This is a genomic window from Shewanella sp. MBTL60-112-B2 (genome assembly GCF_019655055.1).
In the GTDB taxonomy this organism is placed as follows: Bacteria; Pseudomonadota; Gammaproteobacteria; order Enterobacterales; family Shewanellaceae; genus Shewanella.
Window position 1 is genome coordinate 42,919 of the sequence record NZ_BPFA01000019.1, and the last position, 16,523, is coordinate 59,441.

17 protein-coding genes are annotated in these 16,523 nt (G+C 44.0%); 8 read left to right on the plus strand and 9 right to left on the minus strand.

Annotated features, from left to right (window positions below):
- Nucleotides 1–48: 48 nt before the first annotated feature.
- Entirely contained in the window at nt 49–462 is a 414-nt protein-coding gene (locus K5Q73_RS12925) for an META domain-containing protein (protein ID WP_220759145.1), read from the minus strand.
- A gap of 78 nt (nt 463–540) precedes the next feature.
- Here K5Q73_RS12925 and K5Q73_RS12930 point away from each other — a divergent pair, with 78 nt between their 5' ends.
- Nucleotides 541–750: a hypothetical protein gene (locus tag K5Q73_RS12930; RefSeq protein WP_220759146.1), complete on the plus strand. Its 210-nt coding sequence runs from the start codon at nt 541–543 to the stop codon at nt 748–750.
- A gap of 166 nt (nt 751–916) precedes the next feature.
- On the opposite strand, the gene K5Q73_RS12935 is transcribed toward K5Q73_RS12930, so the two are convergent.
- Nucleotides 917–1,864 carry a GGDEF domain-containing protein gene (locus K5Q73_RS12935; protein WP_220759147.1) on the minus strand — a complete coding sequence of 316 codons (948 nt, stop codon included), beginning with the start codon at nt 1,862–1,864 and terminating at the stop codon, nt 917–919.
- Between the two features lie 274 nt (nt 1,865–2,138).
- Here K5Q73_RS12935 and K5Q73_RS12940 point away from each other — a divergent pair, with 274 nt between their 5' ends.
- Both K5Q73_RS12940 and K5Q73_RS12945 read left to right on the plus strand, forming a co-directional pair.
- A complete protein-coding gene (locus K5Q73_RS12940; RefSeq protein WP_220759148.1) occupies nt 2,139–2,696 on the plus strand; it encodes a GNAT family N-acetyltransferase in 558 nt (185 codons plus the stop codon).
- Nucleotides 2,697–2,704: 8 nt separating this feature from the next.
- On the plus strand, nt 2,705–3,055 hold the full coding sequence (locus tag K5Q73_RS12945) for a hypothetical protein (RefSeq protein WP_220759149.1): 351 nt from the start codon (nt 2,705–2,707) through the stop codon (nt 3,053–3,055).
- Between the two features lie 243 nt (nt 3,056–3,298).
- On the opposite strand, the gene K5Q73_RS12950 is transcribed toward K5Q73_RS12945, so the two are convergent.
- The 4 genes from K5Q73_RS12950 to K5Q73_RS12965 form a co-directional block, all read right to left on the minus strand.
- A complete protein-coding gene (locus K5Q73_RS12950) occupies nt 3,299–3,835 on the minus strand; it encodes a DUF3016 domain-containing protein (protein ID WP_220759150.1) in 537 nt (178 codons plus the stop codon).
- 302 nt (nt 3,836–4,137) lie between these two features.
- A complete protein-coding gene (locus tag K5Q73_RS12955; protein WP_220759151.1) occupies nt 4,138–4,845 on the minus strand; it encodes a hypothetical protein in 708 nt (235 codons plus the stop codon).
- Between the two features lie 74 nt (nt 4,846–4,919).
- Nucleotides 4,920–5,234, minus strand: coding sequence for a hypothetical protein (locus K5Q73_RS12960; RefSeq protein ID WP_220759152.1), 315 nt, complete (start codon nt 5,232–5,234; stop codon nt 4,920–4,922).
- A gap of 227 nt (nt 5,235–5,461) precedes the next feature.
- On the minus strand, nt 5,462–5,935 hold the full coding sequence (locus K5Q73_RS12965) for a hypothetical protein (RefSeq protein WP_220759153.1): 474 nt from the start codon (nt 5,933–5,935) through the stop codon (nt 5,462–5,464).
- Between the two features lie 421 nt (nt 5,936–6,356).
- Here K5Q73_RS12965 and K5Q73_RS12970 point away from each other — a divergent pair, with 421 nt between their 5' ends.
- Nucleotides 6,357–7,052, plus strand: a complete 696-nt coding sequence (locus K5Q73_RS12970) for a VC0807 family protein (protein WP_220759154.1) — start codon at nt 6,357–6,359, stop codon at nt 7,050–7,052.
- Nucleotides 7,053–7,155: 103 nt separating this feature from the next.
- On the opposite strand, the gene K5Q73_RS12975 is transcribed toward K5Q73_RS12970, so the two are convergent.
- Complete coding sequence (locus K5Q73_RS12975) at nt 7,156–7,293, minus strand: hypothetical protein (RefSeq protein ID WP_220766150.1); 138 nt, start codon at nt 7,291–7,293, stop codon at nt 7,156–7,158.
- Nucleotides 7,294–7,598: 305 nt separating this feature from the next.
- Here K5Q73_RS12975 and K5Q73_RS12980 point away from each other — a divergent pair, with 305 nt between their 5' ends.
- Nucleotides 7,599–8,426 (plus strand): hypothetical protein, encoded by an 828-nt coding sequence (locus K5Q73_RS12980; RefSeq protein WP_220759155.1) that lies wholly within the window; start codon nt 7,599–7,601, stop codon nt 8,424–8,426.
- Between the two features lie 119 nt (nt 8,427–8,545).
- On the opposite strand, the gene K5Q73_RS12985 is transcribed toward K5Q73_RS12980, so the two are convergent.
- Complete coding sequence (locus K5Q73_RS12985; RefSeq protein WP_259650687.1) at nt 8,546–9,049, minus strand: GNAT family N-acetyltransferase; 504 nt, start codon at nt 9,047–9,049, stop codon at nt 8,546–8,548.
- Between the two features lie 500 nt (nt 9,050–9,549).
- Complete coding sequence (gene metK / locus K5Q73_RS12990; protein WP_220759156.1) at nt 9,550–10,704, minus strand: methionine adenosyltransferase; 1,155 nt, start codon at nt 10,702–10,704, stop codon at nt 9,550–9,552.
- A gap of 505 nt (nt 10,705–11,209) precedes the next feature.
- Here metK and tkt point away from each other — a divergent pair.
- The 3 genes from tkt to K5Q73_RS13005 all read left to right on the plus strand — a co-directional run bounded on the left by tkt (nt 11,210) and on the right by K5Q73_RS13005 (nt 16,297).
- A complete protein-coding gene (gene tkt, locus K5Q73_RS12995; RefSeq protein ID WP_220759157.1) occupies nt 11,210–13,201 on the plus strand; it encodes a transketolase in 1,992 nt (663 codons plus the stop codon).
- 215 nt (nt 13,202–13,416) lie between these two features.
- Nucleotides 13,417–14,436: an erythrose-4-phosphate dehydrogenase gene (gene epd / locus K5Q73_RS13000; protein WP_220759158.1), complete on the plus strand. Its 1,020-nt coding sequence runs from the start codon at nt 13,417–13,419 to the stop codon at nt 14,434–14,436.
- Nucleotides 14,437–15,121: 685 nt separating this feature from the next.
- Nucleotides 15,122–16,297 (plus strand): phosphoglycerate kinase, encoded by a 1,176-nt coding sequence (locus K5Q73_RS13005; protein WP_220759159.1) that lies wholly within the window; start codon nt 15,122–15,124, stop codon nt 16,295–16,297.
- Nucleotides 16,298–16,523 lie beyond the last annotated feature (226 nt).

The window sequence follows — 16,523 nt, forward strand, 5'->3', positions numbered from 1 at the left end:
TAAGTCGACGTTATGTCTGGAACATTTATGTCGTTATGACCTATATGCTTACTTTTTGCTTAACACCATAACGGTATTGTCATCAGCATCTTTTAGCACGAGTTTACCCTTTGCCATCTCAGCTTGAGCCACTTCAGGCATAACTTGCATAACTCGCTGCTCTTGCGCCATCAGTGCATCAACACAGGCTTTCATCGTGTTGCCTGCAGGTTGTAATTGCAGTGATTCACCGTCAAGAACGTAGCTACCGAAAAAGTTATTGCAGCTATTGTTACCTGTAAGCTTACCGTCGGCAGCAAAGATTAATTCTGCAGGGCTGTAATCGATGACAGGCTGGCCATTAGCTGACTCAATATGCCATGTGCCCTCAATGGCTAAATCCTCTAATTGAGTCTGAGGAGTCGACTGACAAGCAGTTAAACCTAATAGCAAACTTGCTAGGAATAAGGATTGTTTTATCATGTTCGGGATCCATAGTAGTTAATATCGATATACTGTGAGTAGTTTATACTAAAATCAACACAAAGAAGGCGGCATATAGTGCAAAAAAGTGTAATTAAACCCTTAAAAATATTGCATTGGCTAGGTTTAAGCATGCTGTTATCTGGTGTAGGCATCTATTTTCTATCTAATCTATCGCAGCAGCTAGAAGGCATGGTACTGATTGCTAGTTTATCCGGCCTCGGCATGGTGATGATGTCGCCTTTCCCAATTGCACTGTTTTTAGAGTGGGCTCAAAAACAAAAGTAACAGAAGGTTTTAGGAAAAGCAGGTCCTAGGTCCTAGGTCCTAGGAAGAGCAAAGACGGTAAAAGCTAGGAAAGGCCGGAAAAGATAAAGCGAGAAACCCCAAGATAACCGCCTGACGCTTTTGGCTTTTGTTTTTCCTAGCAGCGAAGCGCCCTAGAACCTAGCTCCTAGGTCCTTCTTTTAGAATCCCGATTCTTTTCCAAATCTGCGATGGCTTCTTGTTGCATCGGGATTAATGATAGTTGGGTATCTGGGGTAAAAAAGCTCTTGCCTACGATGAGATTAATCTCAGGTGCCTCTCTGTTAACTTGCTTACGTAGCCGTGCGATCAGGCTATCGATATTAGACTCATTATCGACAAAGGCCAGAATGATAAATTGGCCATCATCTATTCTGGCTGAGATATCCGCTTCTCGCATGCTGTCGGAAATAATTCGCGCAATAATTCGGATCCGTTGCGACTGGGTATATTTGTGATGAACTTGAGAAGAGGGGCAATCTTCTAAAACTATTAGCCCTGCGTGAGAGCCAAAACGACGACTCAAGCTTAGTTGTCTAGGTGCCATCAAGCTAAAGCCGTAAGGGTTAAGCATGCAGGTAAACTCATCCTGAACTGACAATCGATGCAACTGCTCCGTCAGGTACATCTGTTTTAATTCACCTTGAAGCAGTGCCTTAACCATTTCGCAGACCGTGGCCGAGATGGCATTCACTTTATCTTTGGCAGGGTCACAAATAATGATACAACCAAAGAGCCGCCCATCGGGCCAAGTGAGCTTGATAGCAAGTAGTTTGTTAAATGAGGCGAAGCTGCCAGTAACTTTAGCCGGATCGAGATGGACAATACCAAAGCCAATGGTATCGCAGGTGGCATCAATTACGGCCTCCCTTTGGAGTTCATCACCAGCATTAAAAAGGTTATCAGCCTGATTGCCAGCCTGCTTGTTGCAGCAGGTGATCTGAGACTTTTTACCGTTAGACTGAATAATAATGGTGATTTTAGACTGATAAAGCTCGCTAATTAAGTCGACCTGTTGTTGCCACCTAGCTAGATTTATAGCGGGATGGTCTAGGTCTCTAAGCCAAATATTATGATTGATTTTTTGGGCTAACATGGCTGGGCTCACCTATTCGTTTAGGCCATAAACTGGCTTTATCGAGCTGAAATCGTTTAAGAACTATACTTACTTTTGACGGTTGAATAAATGTTAATTGTGTGAGAACTCGATCTTAATTCGTCTAAATCCTGTACACCTATGGGCACATCACTGGATGAGTAGGCGCGTTTTCATGCTTATTAATTAAATCACTAGTTTGAAGCTTATCTACCTGAAGTTGGTTCGGTTATACTCAAGCGGTATTTAAGGTAATAGAGCTAACAAAACAGCAATGAAGATTAGACGAGCTAAAGCAAGCGATATCACAGCATTGGTCGCACTGGAACAAACCCATTTGCAGGATGAATTGGTTGCCGAACAGCGTGACAATTCGCTGCAGGGGCAATCTTTCACACAAGCAGACTTAACCACGCTCGTTAACCAGCATTGGGTTGTGGTGGCAGAAGTTGAAGATACTATAGTGGGTTATGTTATTGCCGGGCGTTGGTCTTTCTTCAAGCAGTGGCCCATTTATCGAAACCTACTAAACCGCTTACCTAGGCTCGATTACGATCGTGCTAAATTAACCGAAAATAATTGCTGCCAATATGGTCCTATCTGGATAGATAGCCGTCATCGCGGTCAGGGTATATTTGAGGCCTTAGTCGCTTTTGTTAAGAAGCAGGTCGGCAATGAGCTCCCCTATATGCTGACTTTTATCGCCGAGGATAATGCCGGTTCTTTTGCTGCCCATACGCGTAAAGGCGGCATGCAAGTTGTCGATTACATCAGTTTCGATGAACGTGATTATTACCTATTAGTTTTGCCAACCTCAGACAGTTTTTTCTAAGGATTTTTATGTTATCTGAATCAGTCGCATCGATTTTTACCCCTTACCTAACATTAAACTTATCTGGGTTTGATAACCTTAAATTAGTCGTGGCGGTATTAACGGCTCAAGGCCAAGAGTGCCACGCATTAGAAGCTGAGGTGACCTTTGAAGGTAAAAAACAAACAGCTTACTTAGTGCGATGGCATAAACACTTTATCTATTGTGGTCGCACAAATTCTTACGGCAACCAAATTGATGAAGTGGCGAGTTTAGAAGACATTAATCCTGAATCGATTGAGGTTTTACAGCCAGCTGTACTGTCTATGCAACAGGTTGAGTTTATGTGCATGGAGAATGCACATTTTGACCATTGTTAATGGTGCTAGATGCTTGCAAGCTATACCGCGTTTTTACTGTTCAGGTTTCCTCTGGACTTATCGTTAGAACGTATCGTTAGTACTTATCGTTAGGCCATATCTAACGACTTAATGTAGTGGAGCTTCCTACTCAAACCCGCTCAAGAAAGGGGCGTCGTTAGTCAATAACGACGCCCCTTTGCTTTATTTTTCAATTAAGAGTTGCGAGCTAAGTCGGCAACGAAGTTCGCGGGTTCGCAGTGATCATAATGCTGGCACTATGGTATTTTTAAACCAATCGGTGAGTAGGTCTTGCTCATAGGGGAATGCATCGCTTCCTATGGGTTGGATATCCATTAGATATCCCATGTTATTGAGTTTTTCACTACCCGATTTTATCACTTTGCCATTTTGGGTTAACACATAATCAAAGCTAATTTTTGGTGGGTATAGATCGGTAACAACACGAATATCGTTAGTCGCACCACCAAAAGTGGGCTGTACATCACCAGCAAGATCGACGTTGGTGACGGTTAAGTCGAGCTGCTGACCTTTTGCTAAGTGCTTACTTGCTAGCTTAGCAAGCCCGTCGGTAAGCTCAGTGAAAAGGTATTGTTCAAATTTAGACTGTACTCCCGAGGTTGCCTCGATATCGCTATAGTCATTGGTACTTTGCCACAGGATATTGACATTACCGTCATTGGTGAGAAAGTTTTGCGGTTCAGTGGGTTCCTGTTGTTGGGCACAACCACCTATTGTTAATGTCGCGGCAATCACTACAGTCATTAGTAAGTGTTTCATATTGGCTCCGTTAGATTTCTGGCATAACTATTGAGAACTCAGTTATATTTATAACTCAGTTCTCTGATATTGCGAATTTGAGCTTTGATTTAGACTACGCCTAACGACTTAGGTATTCAAATTTCCTAGGATCTTAAAGTTAGCTTGCGGCTAATGGCTAATGCTTAATAGCTAGGACTTAATAGATAGGAACTGGTGGTTAAAGTCAGGCGCTTTGTTTGCACAGGGGCGAAAGAGGCAGCAGCTACCGCCTCTTGACCACTTAGAGTTGAGTGATTTTTAGGTTTTCTTGCACTGATTATTTATAAGCTTTTATCGAACTCACTGATTAAGGCTTGCTCTTTAGTGGTGACGCCATCAAATAAGCTATAGTCGTAGAGCTTATATTCAATGAGTTTCTCATTCGGGTAGTTCTTGAGTTTAATCGTTAGGTTTTCCGCGTCTTTTGATAGTCGATTCAAACTGGCAGAGCGGTGCTCGGAAATATCGCCCCAGACCTCATCAGGATGGTATTTTGTCTCTAAAGCTTTTTGAGTTTTAGCGTTCAGCTGAGTAACGTTTTGGCGGATTGATAGATTGCCAAGTTTGCCATCATCAGTAAATCTTGCGATAAACCATATAATATTGTTGGCTTTCAAAAATGGCGTATCGCAGGCTCTATCTGAGCAGGAAATCTCTTTAATTTCGTTACCGAGGCGCAGCTGTTGAACTTGCTCAATGAGTTGCTTTCGTTGCTCTGCAGGAATGTGGGAGTACTTTTCTTGATACTCATTAGCTATTTGTGCAGCCGCTTCAGCAAAGTCGGTTGGTGTCGGGTTGTTGATGTTACCGACGGTAACCTTAGAACCATGCTGAATATTTAAACGTTGAACCACCTCATCGGGCGTCATCTTCAGCTGTAAGCCTAAAATATCTGTTGGTTGTTGGGCCTGAGCAATCGGTGCTAAGGCTAGAGGTGTTGTGGCTAAAGGCGCAATGAGTAGCGCCTTAATACATGTCTTCCATTTCATGGTGTGCTTCCCGTTATACTAATTAGTATTAAACTTGTTCCCTGCTGAATACGGATGACACCATAACATAAGTATTAGTTAAAAATTAAGTAGCTGATGCTTATCAAAAGTCTACATAGCTGCAAGCATAGAGAGCGTATATCGAGATCTTCGGCTGGCGCTATCATTTCATCAAATTCATTGTGGCGCTCGGTTAGGTTGAGCCAGTCCTGACAAATTTGAAATACTGTTTGCAGTGCTAGCTCTTCAGAATCTTGCTGTGCTTTGGAGATTGATTCATGGTTAGCATTGTAGACCGCTTCAAAGTGTTCCGTCAGAGCAAGGCCATCTTCAAGTGTACGTAGATACCAATGATAGTTTTGCTGAAGGCCCTCAATGGTCTGCAGCATTTCAGTGATATCGTCTTCTTCAGGTTGATTAATACCAATCAGTATAAGAAGTTGATCTACTCAGAACGTTTTTTGGCAACTAATTCAAGGCAAATAACTGAAAGAATGGTTATTCCCTTGTGAAGCTATTTAACGCAGAAGTAGGCAGCCAAAAACGCTCCAGAATGGCGAGTTTTAGCGGTTCTGATGCTATGTTAACGAGCTTAACCGTAGAATAACTATGCTCTTCACTCGTTGCCTTGCCTCATAACCGCTAAACTCTCGCTGAGCGACCAAATCTTTATACTGATTGGTATAAGATAACGCTCCGAGTAACCTTTTTGGGTTTGCGCCCAAGTGCTGAAAAACAGCGATACGAATTGGCTGGCGCTAGTGACTTGCTCGCAATCGAAATACAAACTGAACTTGCTTTCAGTCTCGCAGCAAACTAGGTACTGCTTAGCGCTATCTTGCTTGGTAATGTGTTTGCTATCGTGTTTGATGTCGATTTGCCATTGCATCGGCTCCGCATTCCAATCTGAGCCCCAATCAGAATCTGAGTCGCATTGTGGATCCTTGTCGTCATTCACATTATCAGCAGTTAAGTGTTCTGAATCGAGACGGACACCATCATAAGTAGGGGCGATGATTTTGACTGATTCACTGTCGGGATTTTTATCGAAGAATTTAGCGGCTTGGGCGCTACAGTTAAAGATAATCATAGAGGGCAACTATTGTTATTAATGGCTTTAAAAATAACAGTTTGTGCTTGGTAGCGTCTAAAGCTTTACACTTTAATGTGATAGAGCTCCTGAGGGCTAATATGGGCCGCCATGCCTGGCAGAGCCAGAACCTGAATCTAAATCTGAACCAGAGCCATCATCTATAATGGTTTTACAGTCCTATTTCGCTAAAGAATCACTTTCGTTTAAAGCAAGGAGTGAACTTCACGCTTTAGCTACTTGCTGTCTCAACAATGTTTGATCAAGAGTGACACTGGAGTTAGAACAAGGTATTTTTACGCCCCTGTACACTATCTAGTATCAATACTGGCATCAGAGAACTGGCCTCACGGAAGTAACAGTATTGGTTTTTTATCTTTAAATTTTTCGAAGCTTGCATGCTTCGCCTGGAAAACAACATATGAGTAGTACATCGACGCATAAACCTCGGCCTATGGTTGACCTGTTAGTGAGTGTCGTCATTCCCGCTTTTATTCTAATGAAGTTAAGTGGTGATGATCAGCTAGGTGCGAGTGGTGGTTTAATGTTGGCGTTAAGCTTTCCGCTGGGCTGGGGCATATTTGAGCGAATAAAGTATAAAAAGTTTAATTTTATCGCCTTGCTTGGTTTAGCCAATGTGCTGCTAACCGGCGGCATTGGTCTGCTGGAGCTTGACCTTAAGTGGTTGGCAATTAAAGAAGCCGCAATCCCTGCGGTTATTGGTATTGCAGTGCTTATTTCGACCTTTACTTCTAAGCCATTAATTAAAGCCTTAGTCTTTAATCCTGCGGTGATGGACGTAGATAAGATCATGCAGCGTTTACAACAGAACAATTGTATGGCTGTGTTTGAAAAGCGACTCATGACTGCTACCTATATGGTTGCAGGCTCGTTTGCGTTCTCCGCCACCATGAATTACATATTGGCGAAATGGATTGTGACTAGTCCAACTGGCACGCCTGAGTTTAATGAGCAGTTAGGGGAGTTGAGTTTATACAGTTATCCAATGATTGCTGTGCCATCTATGTTGATGATGATGGGTACGTTTTATTATTTATGGCGCACTATTCGAGATCTGACTGGACTTAAGCTGGAAGAGGTTTTAGCCAATCAATAGGTTTGTCAGGTTGCGTCTGACGTTACGCTTTCTGGCAATTAAGCTGCGCTTGACCTCTGAGTTAGACTTCGTCTAACAACTAACGTCGTGACCTTGTCACTTATCAGGCTGCGCCTGAACTTAAACAATCAAGCTCGGCTTGATAAAAGTCGTGAGCTTCCAGCTCACACACGGGCAAAAGGGGGACAACAGCTTCCCCCTCTTGCATCTCCCGAGCCGCCCCAGACGAAGTTACATGCATTAGATACGGGCCTCATGCTCCAATAAAAATTGCCTAACGGCTCAGATGGGACATCCATGTCCCGCCGAGCCTGAACCATCATCCATGATGGTTCTACGGCATTTTCATCTCCGCACTTCGGCAACTCCGATGGGGAATTGGTGTTTTCTGTGAGTCTTGTGGAAAGTTTACTCTGACCCACTTGTTCCAATAGCAAAAAGTTTGCTTAGATAGGAGTAGTCGGCTTGAAGATTATTCAAGTAAATTAAAAATATAGTGTGCTAGGTTTAGTGTTTATTAATTTAAATTTAAGGATAAATGGAATTATGCCTAAACTAATATTTGCTCTTCTTTTCCTATTTTATAGCGGGGCCGCCAATGCATACCCTCCCTGCTTTGATGAGCCTTGTATCAGCTATGACAAAGGAACTGTTAGTTATCAAATTGAAGATACGCTTGCCGATGGTACACCCGTTAAAATCTCAAGTGAAATCGAAGTGAGTTTTAAGGTGAGCCAGTATCGGGGAGAAATTGTTAATCAACCGACCTTGGCGAAACCAATAGATACCACCATTACGATTGTCTGCGAGGATGATATTGACTGCGACTCTATGGATGGTTTAAACCGCCATGCAGGTGAGAGACTTATATTTTATAACGATTATCTAAGAGATAAGCCTTTCCTCGACTTAGTCGCGGCGAAACACTTTGTTTATCAAGCTGGAAAAACAGCGTTATTTACGACGACTAATTCACTCAGCACAAGTAGAAAAGAGCTTTTGAGCGCTCTGGCGAAAAACTTTGTCGATAATTTGATTACTCAAGCTGGATCTCCAATCGTTTACATCCAGTTGAAAGGTGAGAACGGATTAGTACTGCATTTAAAGCTAGAGCTAAGTAATGATTACTGGAAAATAGTTGATACCGTTGAAGAAGGGCTACGAAATGAGCTTAATCAACTTACAATTCAGTTTAATCAGAGTGAATATGAAGCATTTTATGCGAACCGCCCATGGAGAGAACATTTTCTATCAGGACTGATAAGAATGAAACGCTGCAGAGAAACAACTGTCACTTCAACGGTCGTGGACTCTGACGGTATCCCGACTCGAGTGATTCGTACGGTTACGTCCTGTTGGTATGAATACCGGTAACAGATACTCTTTGCCTTGCTCAATAATACTCATGAACTGTGTGTTCATGGGTATTGTTCGTTGTAGCTCGCCCACCTAATTTAGCTAAGGTTCTGAATTTATAATAAATAAAATGAAAGCTATCGCTCAATGACACCAGTTAACCCCATTAACACCAACCTTTCACCATCCCCCTGATACTTGAGAAACAACTGCTGAATATCATTCGGCGCTGATGACACAGCGCTAAACCGATGTTGAGAATAAAACCCTTCTAATTGCGCTAAGGCAAAAATATAGGTCTTGCCGTCACTAATAACGGATGCAAGTGCATCCATCAACTGATGCCCCACACCTTGGCCACGAAAATCAGGATGCACCAACATGCCGGTTAAAATGGCTAACTGACCAATAGGCCGAATACGTGCACTGGCTACTATCTTGGAGCAAATAGTTTTGGAGCAAGTTATTTCGCCAACACTATCGATTTCGCCAAAACTATCAAGGTTAGGGGCTGTTTGCGTTAACACGCAGACAGACTCTTTCTGTAACAAGCGTGCATAAGGCATATATTGGCGGTAGAACTTCTTCACCTCGATACGCTCATCAGGCGCTAACCAAGTTAATTGCAGTTTTGTATTCATTGCAGTTGTCATAAACAAAATGGTTGTGAGTCTATTTCTGAAAGTTAAATTGTCGCATTAAAGTCGGTTTTCTACTATCAATGGCGTATTGGTATAGCCTGCTCTAGTTCATTAATTACTTTAATTACTTTGGTAGCAGGGATAGTGTTTTTGTAACTTAGTGTAGATGCGGCCGTGATCGTCCATGACATGGACGTCATGGCCGAGCTTACAGGGATGTATTTATAGCGTGTCACGGTAGTATCTGCGCATACGCCGACCGCAGGTCATTGGAACCACTACAGTTGGAAGTTAACTGTAATACGCTATTTATGGCATCTTGCGTAATTTTGTCACTCTGATGCACAACTTAAAATTGCTAATTGCAGACACAACGCCGATTTACTATTTTGAAAAATCATTCATGGTAAATCGTCATAAATGTTCCAGACATAAAAAAACCGCCAAGTGGCGGTTTTTTATTGGCGTTGAACCAGCAACGCCGAATTAATCGATAACGATTATAGACCTGCGTCAGCGCGTAGTGCGTCAACTTTGTCTGTTGCTTCCCATGGGAACTCGTTACGACCAAAGTGACCGTATGCAGCAGTCGCTTGGTAGATTGGGCGAGCTAGATTCAACATCTCTGTTAGACCGTATGGACGTAGGTCGAAGTGACGACGTACTAGGTCGATCAATAGCTCTTCGCCAACTTTAGCTGTGCCAAATGTTTCGATGCTGATTGAAGTTGGCTCTGCAACACCAATTGCGTAAGACACTTGGATCTCACAACGGTCAGCTAGACCAGCTGCAACGATGTTTTTAGCAACGTAACGTGCTGCGTATGCTGCACTACGGTCAACTTTTGATGGGTCTTTACCAGAGAAAGCACCACCACCGTGACGAGCCATACCACCGTATGTGTCAACGATGATCTTACGACCCGTTAGACCACAATCACCTACTGGACCACCGATAACGAAACGGCCAGTTGGGTTGATGAAGTATTTAGTGTCTTTAGATAACCACTTAGCCGGTAATACTGGCTTGATGATGGTTTCCATTACACCTTCAATTAGGTCTGCTTGAGTCACATCTTCGCTGTGCTGCGTAGATAGAACAACTGCATCGATACCAGCAACGCTGCCATCTGAGTTATAAGCAAAAGTTACCTGGCTCTTCGCATCAGGACGTAACCATGGAAGGGTCTTGTCTTTACGAACTTCAGATTGACGCTTAACTAGCTTGTGCGAGTAAGTGATAGGCGCAGGCATTAGTACGTCAGTTTCGTTGTTAGCGTAACCAAACATTAGACCTTGGTCACCAGCACCCTGTTCTTTAGGGTCTGCACGATCAACACCTTGGTTGATATCTGGAGACTGCTTACCAATCACGTTTAGGATGGCGCAAGAATCGGCATCAAAACCCATATCTGAGTGAGTGTAGCCAATGTCACGTACAGTCTTACGGGTGATCTCTTCGATATCAACCCAAGCAGAAGTAGTAACTTCGCCGCCAACCATAACCATGCCAGTTTTGACATAAGTTTCGCATGCTACACGAGCTTTTGGATCTTGCTCCAAAATTGCGTCTAGTACCGCATCAGAAATCTGATCGGCGATTTTATCTGGATGACCTTCTGAGACCGACTCAGAGGTGAACAAGTGCTTTGCCATGATGGAAAATCTCGTCTTTAAACAATTTGAATGTGTAGAAGTATCTACATCTAGACGGCTATTCTAGTGGAAAACCGAGTCGATGACACCCCCTTCACTAAATTTTGTGCAGTTACTCGCGGTATTTATTTTATCCACCTTGGCAAAGATGTATTTTATATTTGATTTATGGTGCTGTTAATTAAGGTTATTTGTGGGTCGCATGAGAGAGTGTTCATCATAAAAGATGATCAAAAAATAGCACTTAGAACTGACAGTACTGGCTTTAATAAACTTCTTTGTCGATAAAAACGACTAGTTTGTTAGTCTTAGGTGGCTCAAGCGTTATTTATCTAACTTAAAAGTGCCAATTTTTTTCATTCTGGGTGAATTAAATTTGCGTCCTACTGCCTAGTAGGCGAAAATATGGCTCCAAAATTTGCTGTAGGGAAGGGAAAAGCAAATACAAATTTGCGGCCCTTTTCTTTATCTAAGCCTCAATACCTCAAAAGAAGCAGGAGAGAGCATGTCATCTCGTAAAGAACTCGCAAACGCAATCCGCGCATTGACCATGGATGCTGTTCAAAAAGCCAATTCAGGTCACCCTGGTGCACCAATGGGGATGGCTGATATTGCTGAAGTGCTATGGAACGATTTCCTAAAGCACAACCCAAACAACCCTGAGTGGGTTGATCGTGACCGCTTTATCCTTTCTAACGGCCACGGCTCTATGCTTATCTACTCTTTGCTACACCTTACAGGTTATGCACTTCCTATCGAAGAGTTGAAAAACTTCCGCCAGCTTCACTCTAAAACACCAGGTCACCCAGAATACGGTTACACACCAGGTGTTGAAACTACAACAGGCCCACTAGGCGCTGGTATCAGTAACGCTGTTGGTATGGCGATTGCTGAAAAGACATTGGCTGCACAGTTTAACCAGCCAGGTCACGACATCGTTGATCACTTCACATACTGCTTCCTTGGTGATGGCTGTTTGATGGAAGGTATCTCTCACGAAGCATGCTCATTAGCGGGCACTTTAGGTCTAGGCAAGCTAATCGCATTCTGGGATGACAACGGTATTTCTATCGACGGTCACGTAGAAGGTTGGTTCACTGACGATACGCCTAAGCGTTTTGAGTCTTACGGCTGGCACGTAATTGCTAACGTAGACGGACACGACAGCGACGCAATCCGCGCAGCTATCGAAGAAGCGAAGTCAGTGACTAACAAGCCAACAATGATTTGCTGCAAAACCACAATCGGTTTTGGTTCGCCAAACAAGTCTGGCAGCCACGATTGTCACGGCGCACCACTAGGTGATGCTGAAATCGCAGCTGCACGTGAATTCCTTGGTTGGAACCATGGCGCATTTGAAATTCCTGAAAACGTTTACGCGGGTTGGGATGCTAAAGAGTCTGGTGCTGCGAATGAAGCAAGCTGGAACGACAAGTTCGCTGCTTATGAAGCTGCATTCCCAGAACTAGCTGCTGAATACAAGCGCCGTGTAATCACCGGTGACTTACCAGCAGATTTTGAAGAAAAAGCACAAGCTTTCATTCAAGAGAGCCAAGATAAAGCTGAAGGTATTGCTAGCCGTAAGGCTTCACAAAATGCGATTGGTGCATTTGGTGCAATCCTACCAGAAATGCTAGGTGGCTCTGCAGATCTAGCAGGTTCTAACCTAACGCTTTGGTCTGGTTCTAAAGGCATTCAAGACGATGCTGCTGGTAACTACATCTACTACGGTGTACGTGAATTCGGCATGAGCGGTATCATGAACGGTGCTTCTCTACACGGTGGTTTCATCAACTACGGCGCAACTTTCATGATGTTCATGGAATACGCACGTAACGCTGTACGTATGTCAGCACTGATGGGTATTCAGAACATCTTCGTTTACACCCATGACTCTATCGGTCAAGGTGAAGATGGTCCAACTCACCAGCCGGTTGAGCAGCTTGCAAACCTACGTATGACACCAAACATGACTGTATGGCGTCCATGTGATGCGGCTGAAACAGCTGTATCTTGGAAGAATGCAATCGAGCGCCGTAACGCGCCTACATCGCTAATCTTCAGCCGTCAAAACCTACCTGCGCAAGCACGTACTGCCGAGCAGTTAGCTAACGTAGTTAAAGGTGGTTATGTACTAAGTGATTGCGCTGGCACGCCAGACTTAATCCTTATTGCTACTGGCTCTGAAGTTCAGCTAGCACTTGATTCTGCTGCAGCACTAACTGAGCAAGGTCAGAAGGTTCGTGTTGTTTCTATGCCATCGACAAATGAGTTCGATAAGCAAGATGCGGCTTATAAAGAGTCTGTACTACCAGCCTCTGTGACTAAGCGTGTTGCGATTGAAGCGGCTCACGTTGATTTCTGGCACAAGTATGTTGGCTTTGGCGGCGCAGTTGTGGGTATGACTACCTTCGGCGAATCTGCTCCAGGCGGCGACTTGATGAAGCACTTTGGCTTTACTGTTGAAAACGTTGTTGCAACCGTTAACGGTCTATAAGCAACTAACGTGTTAGGGCATTTGATGCAATGGCAGGCTAATCTACCGGGAAACCTTAAGATTAATCGGTACATTGCATCAGCATATTGCTCTATGATGCTGAATAATGCTTTACGTGTTTTGCACGTTAAGCAATTATGATACAACGGCTTACCTATTGGGGTAGGCCGTTGTTGTATCAATAAATGGGCTGTTAAAGGGAATAGAAAGCTTTCATGATCAGAGTCGCTATTAATGGCTACGGCCGTATTGGTCGTTCAATTCTTCGGGCACTGTATGAGTCTGCCAAACGCGATCGTATTCAGATTGTGGCAATTAACGAGTTAGCCAAACCAGAAGCCATGCTTCATCTCACCCAATACGACACCACTCACGGACGTTTTCACACCCAAGTTAAGCTCGACAATCAGCATATGATTATTGGCGATGATGCCATTAAGCTGCTGCATGAACCCGATCCTGCTAAATTGCCCTGGAAAGAGATGGATATCGACATCGTTTTCGAGGCCACGGGTGTACTTAACGACAGGCAGCAATGTGAGGCGCATATTAAAGCGGGTGCTAAACAAGTATTAATCAGCCATCCGTCGTCAAGCGATGTCGATGCCACCATAGTGTATGGTGTGAATCACGAATTATTAAAAGCCGAACATACGGTTGTGTCTAATGCCTCTTGCACAACAAACTGTATCGTACCGGTTATCGATGTGCTCGACAGGCACTTCGAAGTCAAAAGTGGTGCCATCACCACAATCCACTCGGCGATGAACGATCAGCAAGTTATTGATGCCTATCATGACGATTTGCGCAGAACCCGCGCTGCTGGTCAGTCAATTATTCCTGTAGATACTAAACTTGCTCGTGGTATTGAGCGCATCTTGCCGCATATGAAAGACAAGTTTGAAGCTATCTCAGTACGTGTGCCTACCATCAATGTTACCGCTATCGACCTTTCCGTTACGCTCAATAAGCGCGTCGATATCGAAACCGTTAACCGAGTACTAGAACAAGCAACCCAAGGTTCGTTTTCTGGGGTAGTCGGATTTACTAACGAGCCATTAGTGTCGTGTGATTTTAACCACGACCCACGCTCAAGCATCGTTGATGGTACGCAAACTCGAGTCAGTGATGGCCACTTAGTTAAATTATTACTCTGGTGTGATAACGAGTGGGGCTTTGCTAACCGCATGCTAGATACCAGTTTAGAGATGATAAAGGCTAAAAGAAGGTCCTAGGTTTTAAGAGCTGAGAAGGTCCTAGGTGCTAGGAAAAGCAGGATCTAGGAAAAGCTAAGACGGTAAGAGCCGGGAAAGGCCGGGACAAGCTGAGACGGTAAGAGCCGGAAAGGCTAAAGCTCAATTTACATAAAAGCACTGTACCGGATTTTGATTGTATAGCAGGACGTAGTCCGATCTAGCCGCGAAGCGTCCTCGCAGCGAGTTTACGAGTGCTCTAGATTCTAGATACGATAAAAGCCGGGAAAGGCCGGGACAAGCTAAGACGGTAAGAGCCGGAAAGGCAAAAGCGGATAGATAAACAGCATTTGTAGGTCGGCATTTATGCCGTCATCGATGATGGGCTAAAGCCCAACCTACATAATAAAACATAATGTTGTCTTTTGATTGTATAGCAGGACGAAGTTCGCTCTAGCCGCGAAGCGTCCTCGCAGTGAGTTTACGAGTGCTCTAGATTCTAGAGACGATAAAAGCCGAAAGAGCAGGTGATAACTCGAGAATAGCTAAGACGATATCAGCGGAGGCGGTCAGAGCTGGCTTGGTGTTGTATACAGAACCTAGAACTAGAACCTAGAACCTAGAGCCTAGAACGTCGGTGTTGTGTCCTGACGGTCTAGTTGCACAGTTTGATTGAATTTTTAACTTTAATTTTTAATTTTAACTTAAGTAGTAAGGAAGCATGAAAATGACGATTCTTAATATGAAAGATTTAGACCTTCAAGCTAAGCGTGTGCTTATTCGTGAAGATCTTAACGTACCTGTAAGCAATGGTGTGGTTACTAGTGACGCGCGTCTGCGTGCCTCGCTACCGACTATCAAACTTGCCCTTGAAAAAGGCGCCGCGGTAATGGTGATGTCTCACCTAGGCCGTCCAACTGAAGGCGAGTTCAACGCTGAATTCTCTATGCAGCCTGTGGTTGATTACCTAACCAAGGCGCTAGATTGCCCTGTACGCCTTGCTAGCGAATACCTAGACGGTATCGAAGTTGCTGTCGGTGAAGTGGTTGTATTCGAAAACGTCCGCTTTAACGTGGGTGAGAAGAAGAACGATGAAGCGCTATCTAAGAAGATGGCGGCACTTTGTGACGTATACGTGATGGACGCATTCGGCACGGCTCACCGCGCACAAGCATCGACTCACGGTGTTGGCTTACATGCACCTATCGCTTGTGCGGGTCCATTATTAGCGGGAGAGCTAGAAGCTTTAGGTAAAGCGCTAGATAACCCAGCACGTCCAATGGTTGCCATTGTTGGTGGCTCTAAAGTATCGACAAAACTGACAGTGCTTGAAAGCCTATCGACCAAAGTTGACCAACTTGTAGTGGGTGGTGGCATTGCCAACACTTTCGTTGCTGCAGCTGGCCACAAGGTCGGTAAGTCTCTTTATGAGGCAGATTTGATTGAAGAAGCTAAGCGCCTTGTTGCTAACGCACAGAGCCGCGGTGGCGATATTCCTGTACCTACAGATGTAGTTGTTGCCAGCGAGTTCAGCCCTACAGCGGCTGCGACACTTAAAGATGTTAGTGCTGTATCTGACACAGATATGATTTTCGATATCGGCCCAGACAGCGCAGAAGCGCTAGCTGAAATCATCAAAAATGCCGGCACAGTTGTTTGGAACGGCCCAGTTGGTGTATTTGAGTTTGATCAGTTCGGTGAAGGCACTAAGCGTATTGCTCAAGCGATTGCTGAATCAAATGCCTTCTCTATCGCTGGTGGCGGTGACACATTAGCTGCTGTCGATAAGTATGGTATCGCTGACAAAGTGTCTTACATTTCAACTGGTGGCGGCGCTTTCCTAGAGTTTTTAGAAGGAAAAGAGCTGCCTGCTGTTGCTATGTTAGAGAGTCGCGGTCAGTAATCGACACCGATTGGCGCGCACATACAAAAAAATTACCAAACTGGTTGTTGGCAGACTTTAAATCGACATTTGTCGGGGTTACACTAGCCGCCAACAAACCAGTGAACAATTTTGTATAAAAAACAGTTTCAATAAATGCTTTATCGATTATTGATAAAACTGTTTTTCGCAGCATAGATAACAATAAAAATTAAAAGTAACCGCCTTAGTGTTAACCCGTTTAGAA

Coding starts and splice junctions, on each gene's coding strand:
- K5Q73_RS12925 (WP_220759145.1), bottom strand. CDS start 462: ATGATAAAACAATCCTTATTCCTAGCAAGTTTGCTATTAGGTTTAACT.
- K5Q73_RS12935 (WP_220759147.1), bottom strand. CDS start 1,864: ATGTTAGCCCAAAAAATCAATCATAATATTTGGCTTAGAGACCTAGAC.
- K5Q73_RS12940 (WP_220759148.1), top strand. CDS start 2,139: ATGAAGATTAGACGAGCTAAAGCAAGCGATATCACAGCATTGGTCGCA.
- K5Q73_RS12945 (WP_220759149.1), top strand. CDS start 2,705: ATGTTATCTGAATCAGTCGCATCGATTTTTACCCCTTACCTAACATTA.
- K5Q73_RS12950 (WP_220759150.1), bottom strand. CDS start 3,835: ATGAAACACTTACTAATGACTGTAGTGATTGCCGCGACATTAACAATA.
- K5Q73_RS12955 (WP_220759151.1), bottom strand. CDS start 4,845: ATGAAATGGAAGACATGTATTAAGGCGCTACTCATTGCGCCTTTAGCC.
- K5Q73_RS12960 (WP_220759152.1), bottom strand. CDS start 5,234: ATGCTGCAGACCATTGAGGGCCTTCAGCAAAACTATCATTGGTATCTA.
- K5Q73_RS12965 (WP_220759153.1), bottom strand. CDS start 5,935: ATGATTATCTTTAACTGTAGCGCCCAAGCCGCTAAATTCTTCGATAAA.
- K5Q73_RS12970 (WP_220759154.1), top strand. CDS start 6,357: ATGAGTAGTACATCGACGCATAAACCTCGGCCTATGGTTGACCTGTTA.
- K5Q73_RS12975 (WP_220766150.1), bottom strand. CDS start 7,293: ATGCATGTAACTTCGTCTGGGGCGGCTCGGGAGATGCAAGAGGGGGAA.
- K5Q73_RS12980 (WP_220759155.1), top strand. CDS start 7,599: ATGCCTAAACTAATATTTGCTCTTCTTTTCCTATTTTATAGCGGGGCC.
- K5Q73_RS12985 (WP_259650687.1), bottom strand. CDS start 9,049: ATGAATACAAAACTGCAATTAACTTGGTTAGCGCCTGATGAGCGTATC.
- metK (WP_220759156.1), bottom strand. CDS start 10,704: ATGGCAAAGCACTTGTTCACCTCTGAGTCGGTCTCAGAAGGTCATCCA.
- tkt (WP_220759157.1), top strand. CDS start 11,210: ATGTCATCTCGTAAAGAACTCGCAAACGCAATCCGCGCATTGACCATG.
- epd (WP_220759158.1), top strand. CDS start 13,417: ATGATCAGAGTCGCTATTAATGGCTACGGCCGTATTGGTCGTTCAATT.
- K5Q73_RS13005 (WP_220759159.1), top strand. CDS start 15,122: ATGACGATTCTTAATATGAAAGATTTAGACCTTCAAGCTAAGCGTGTG.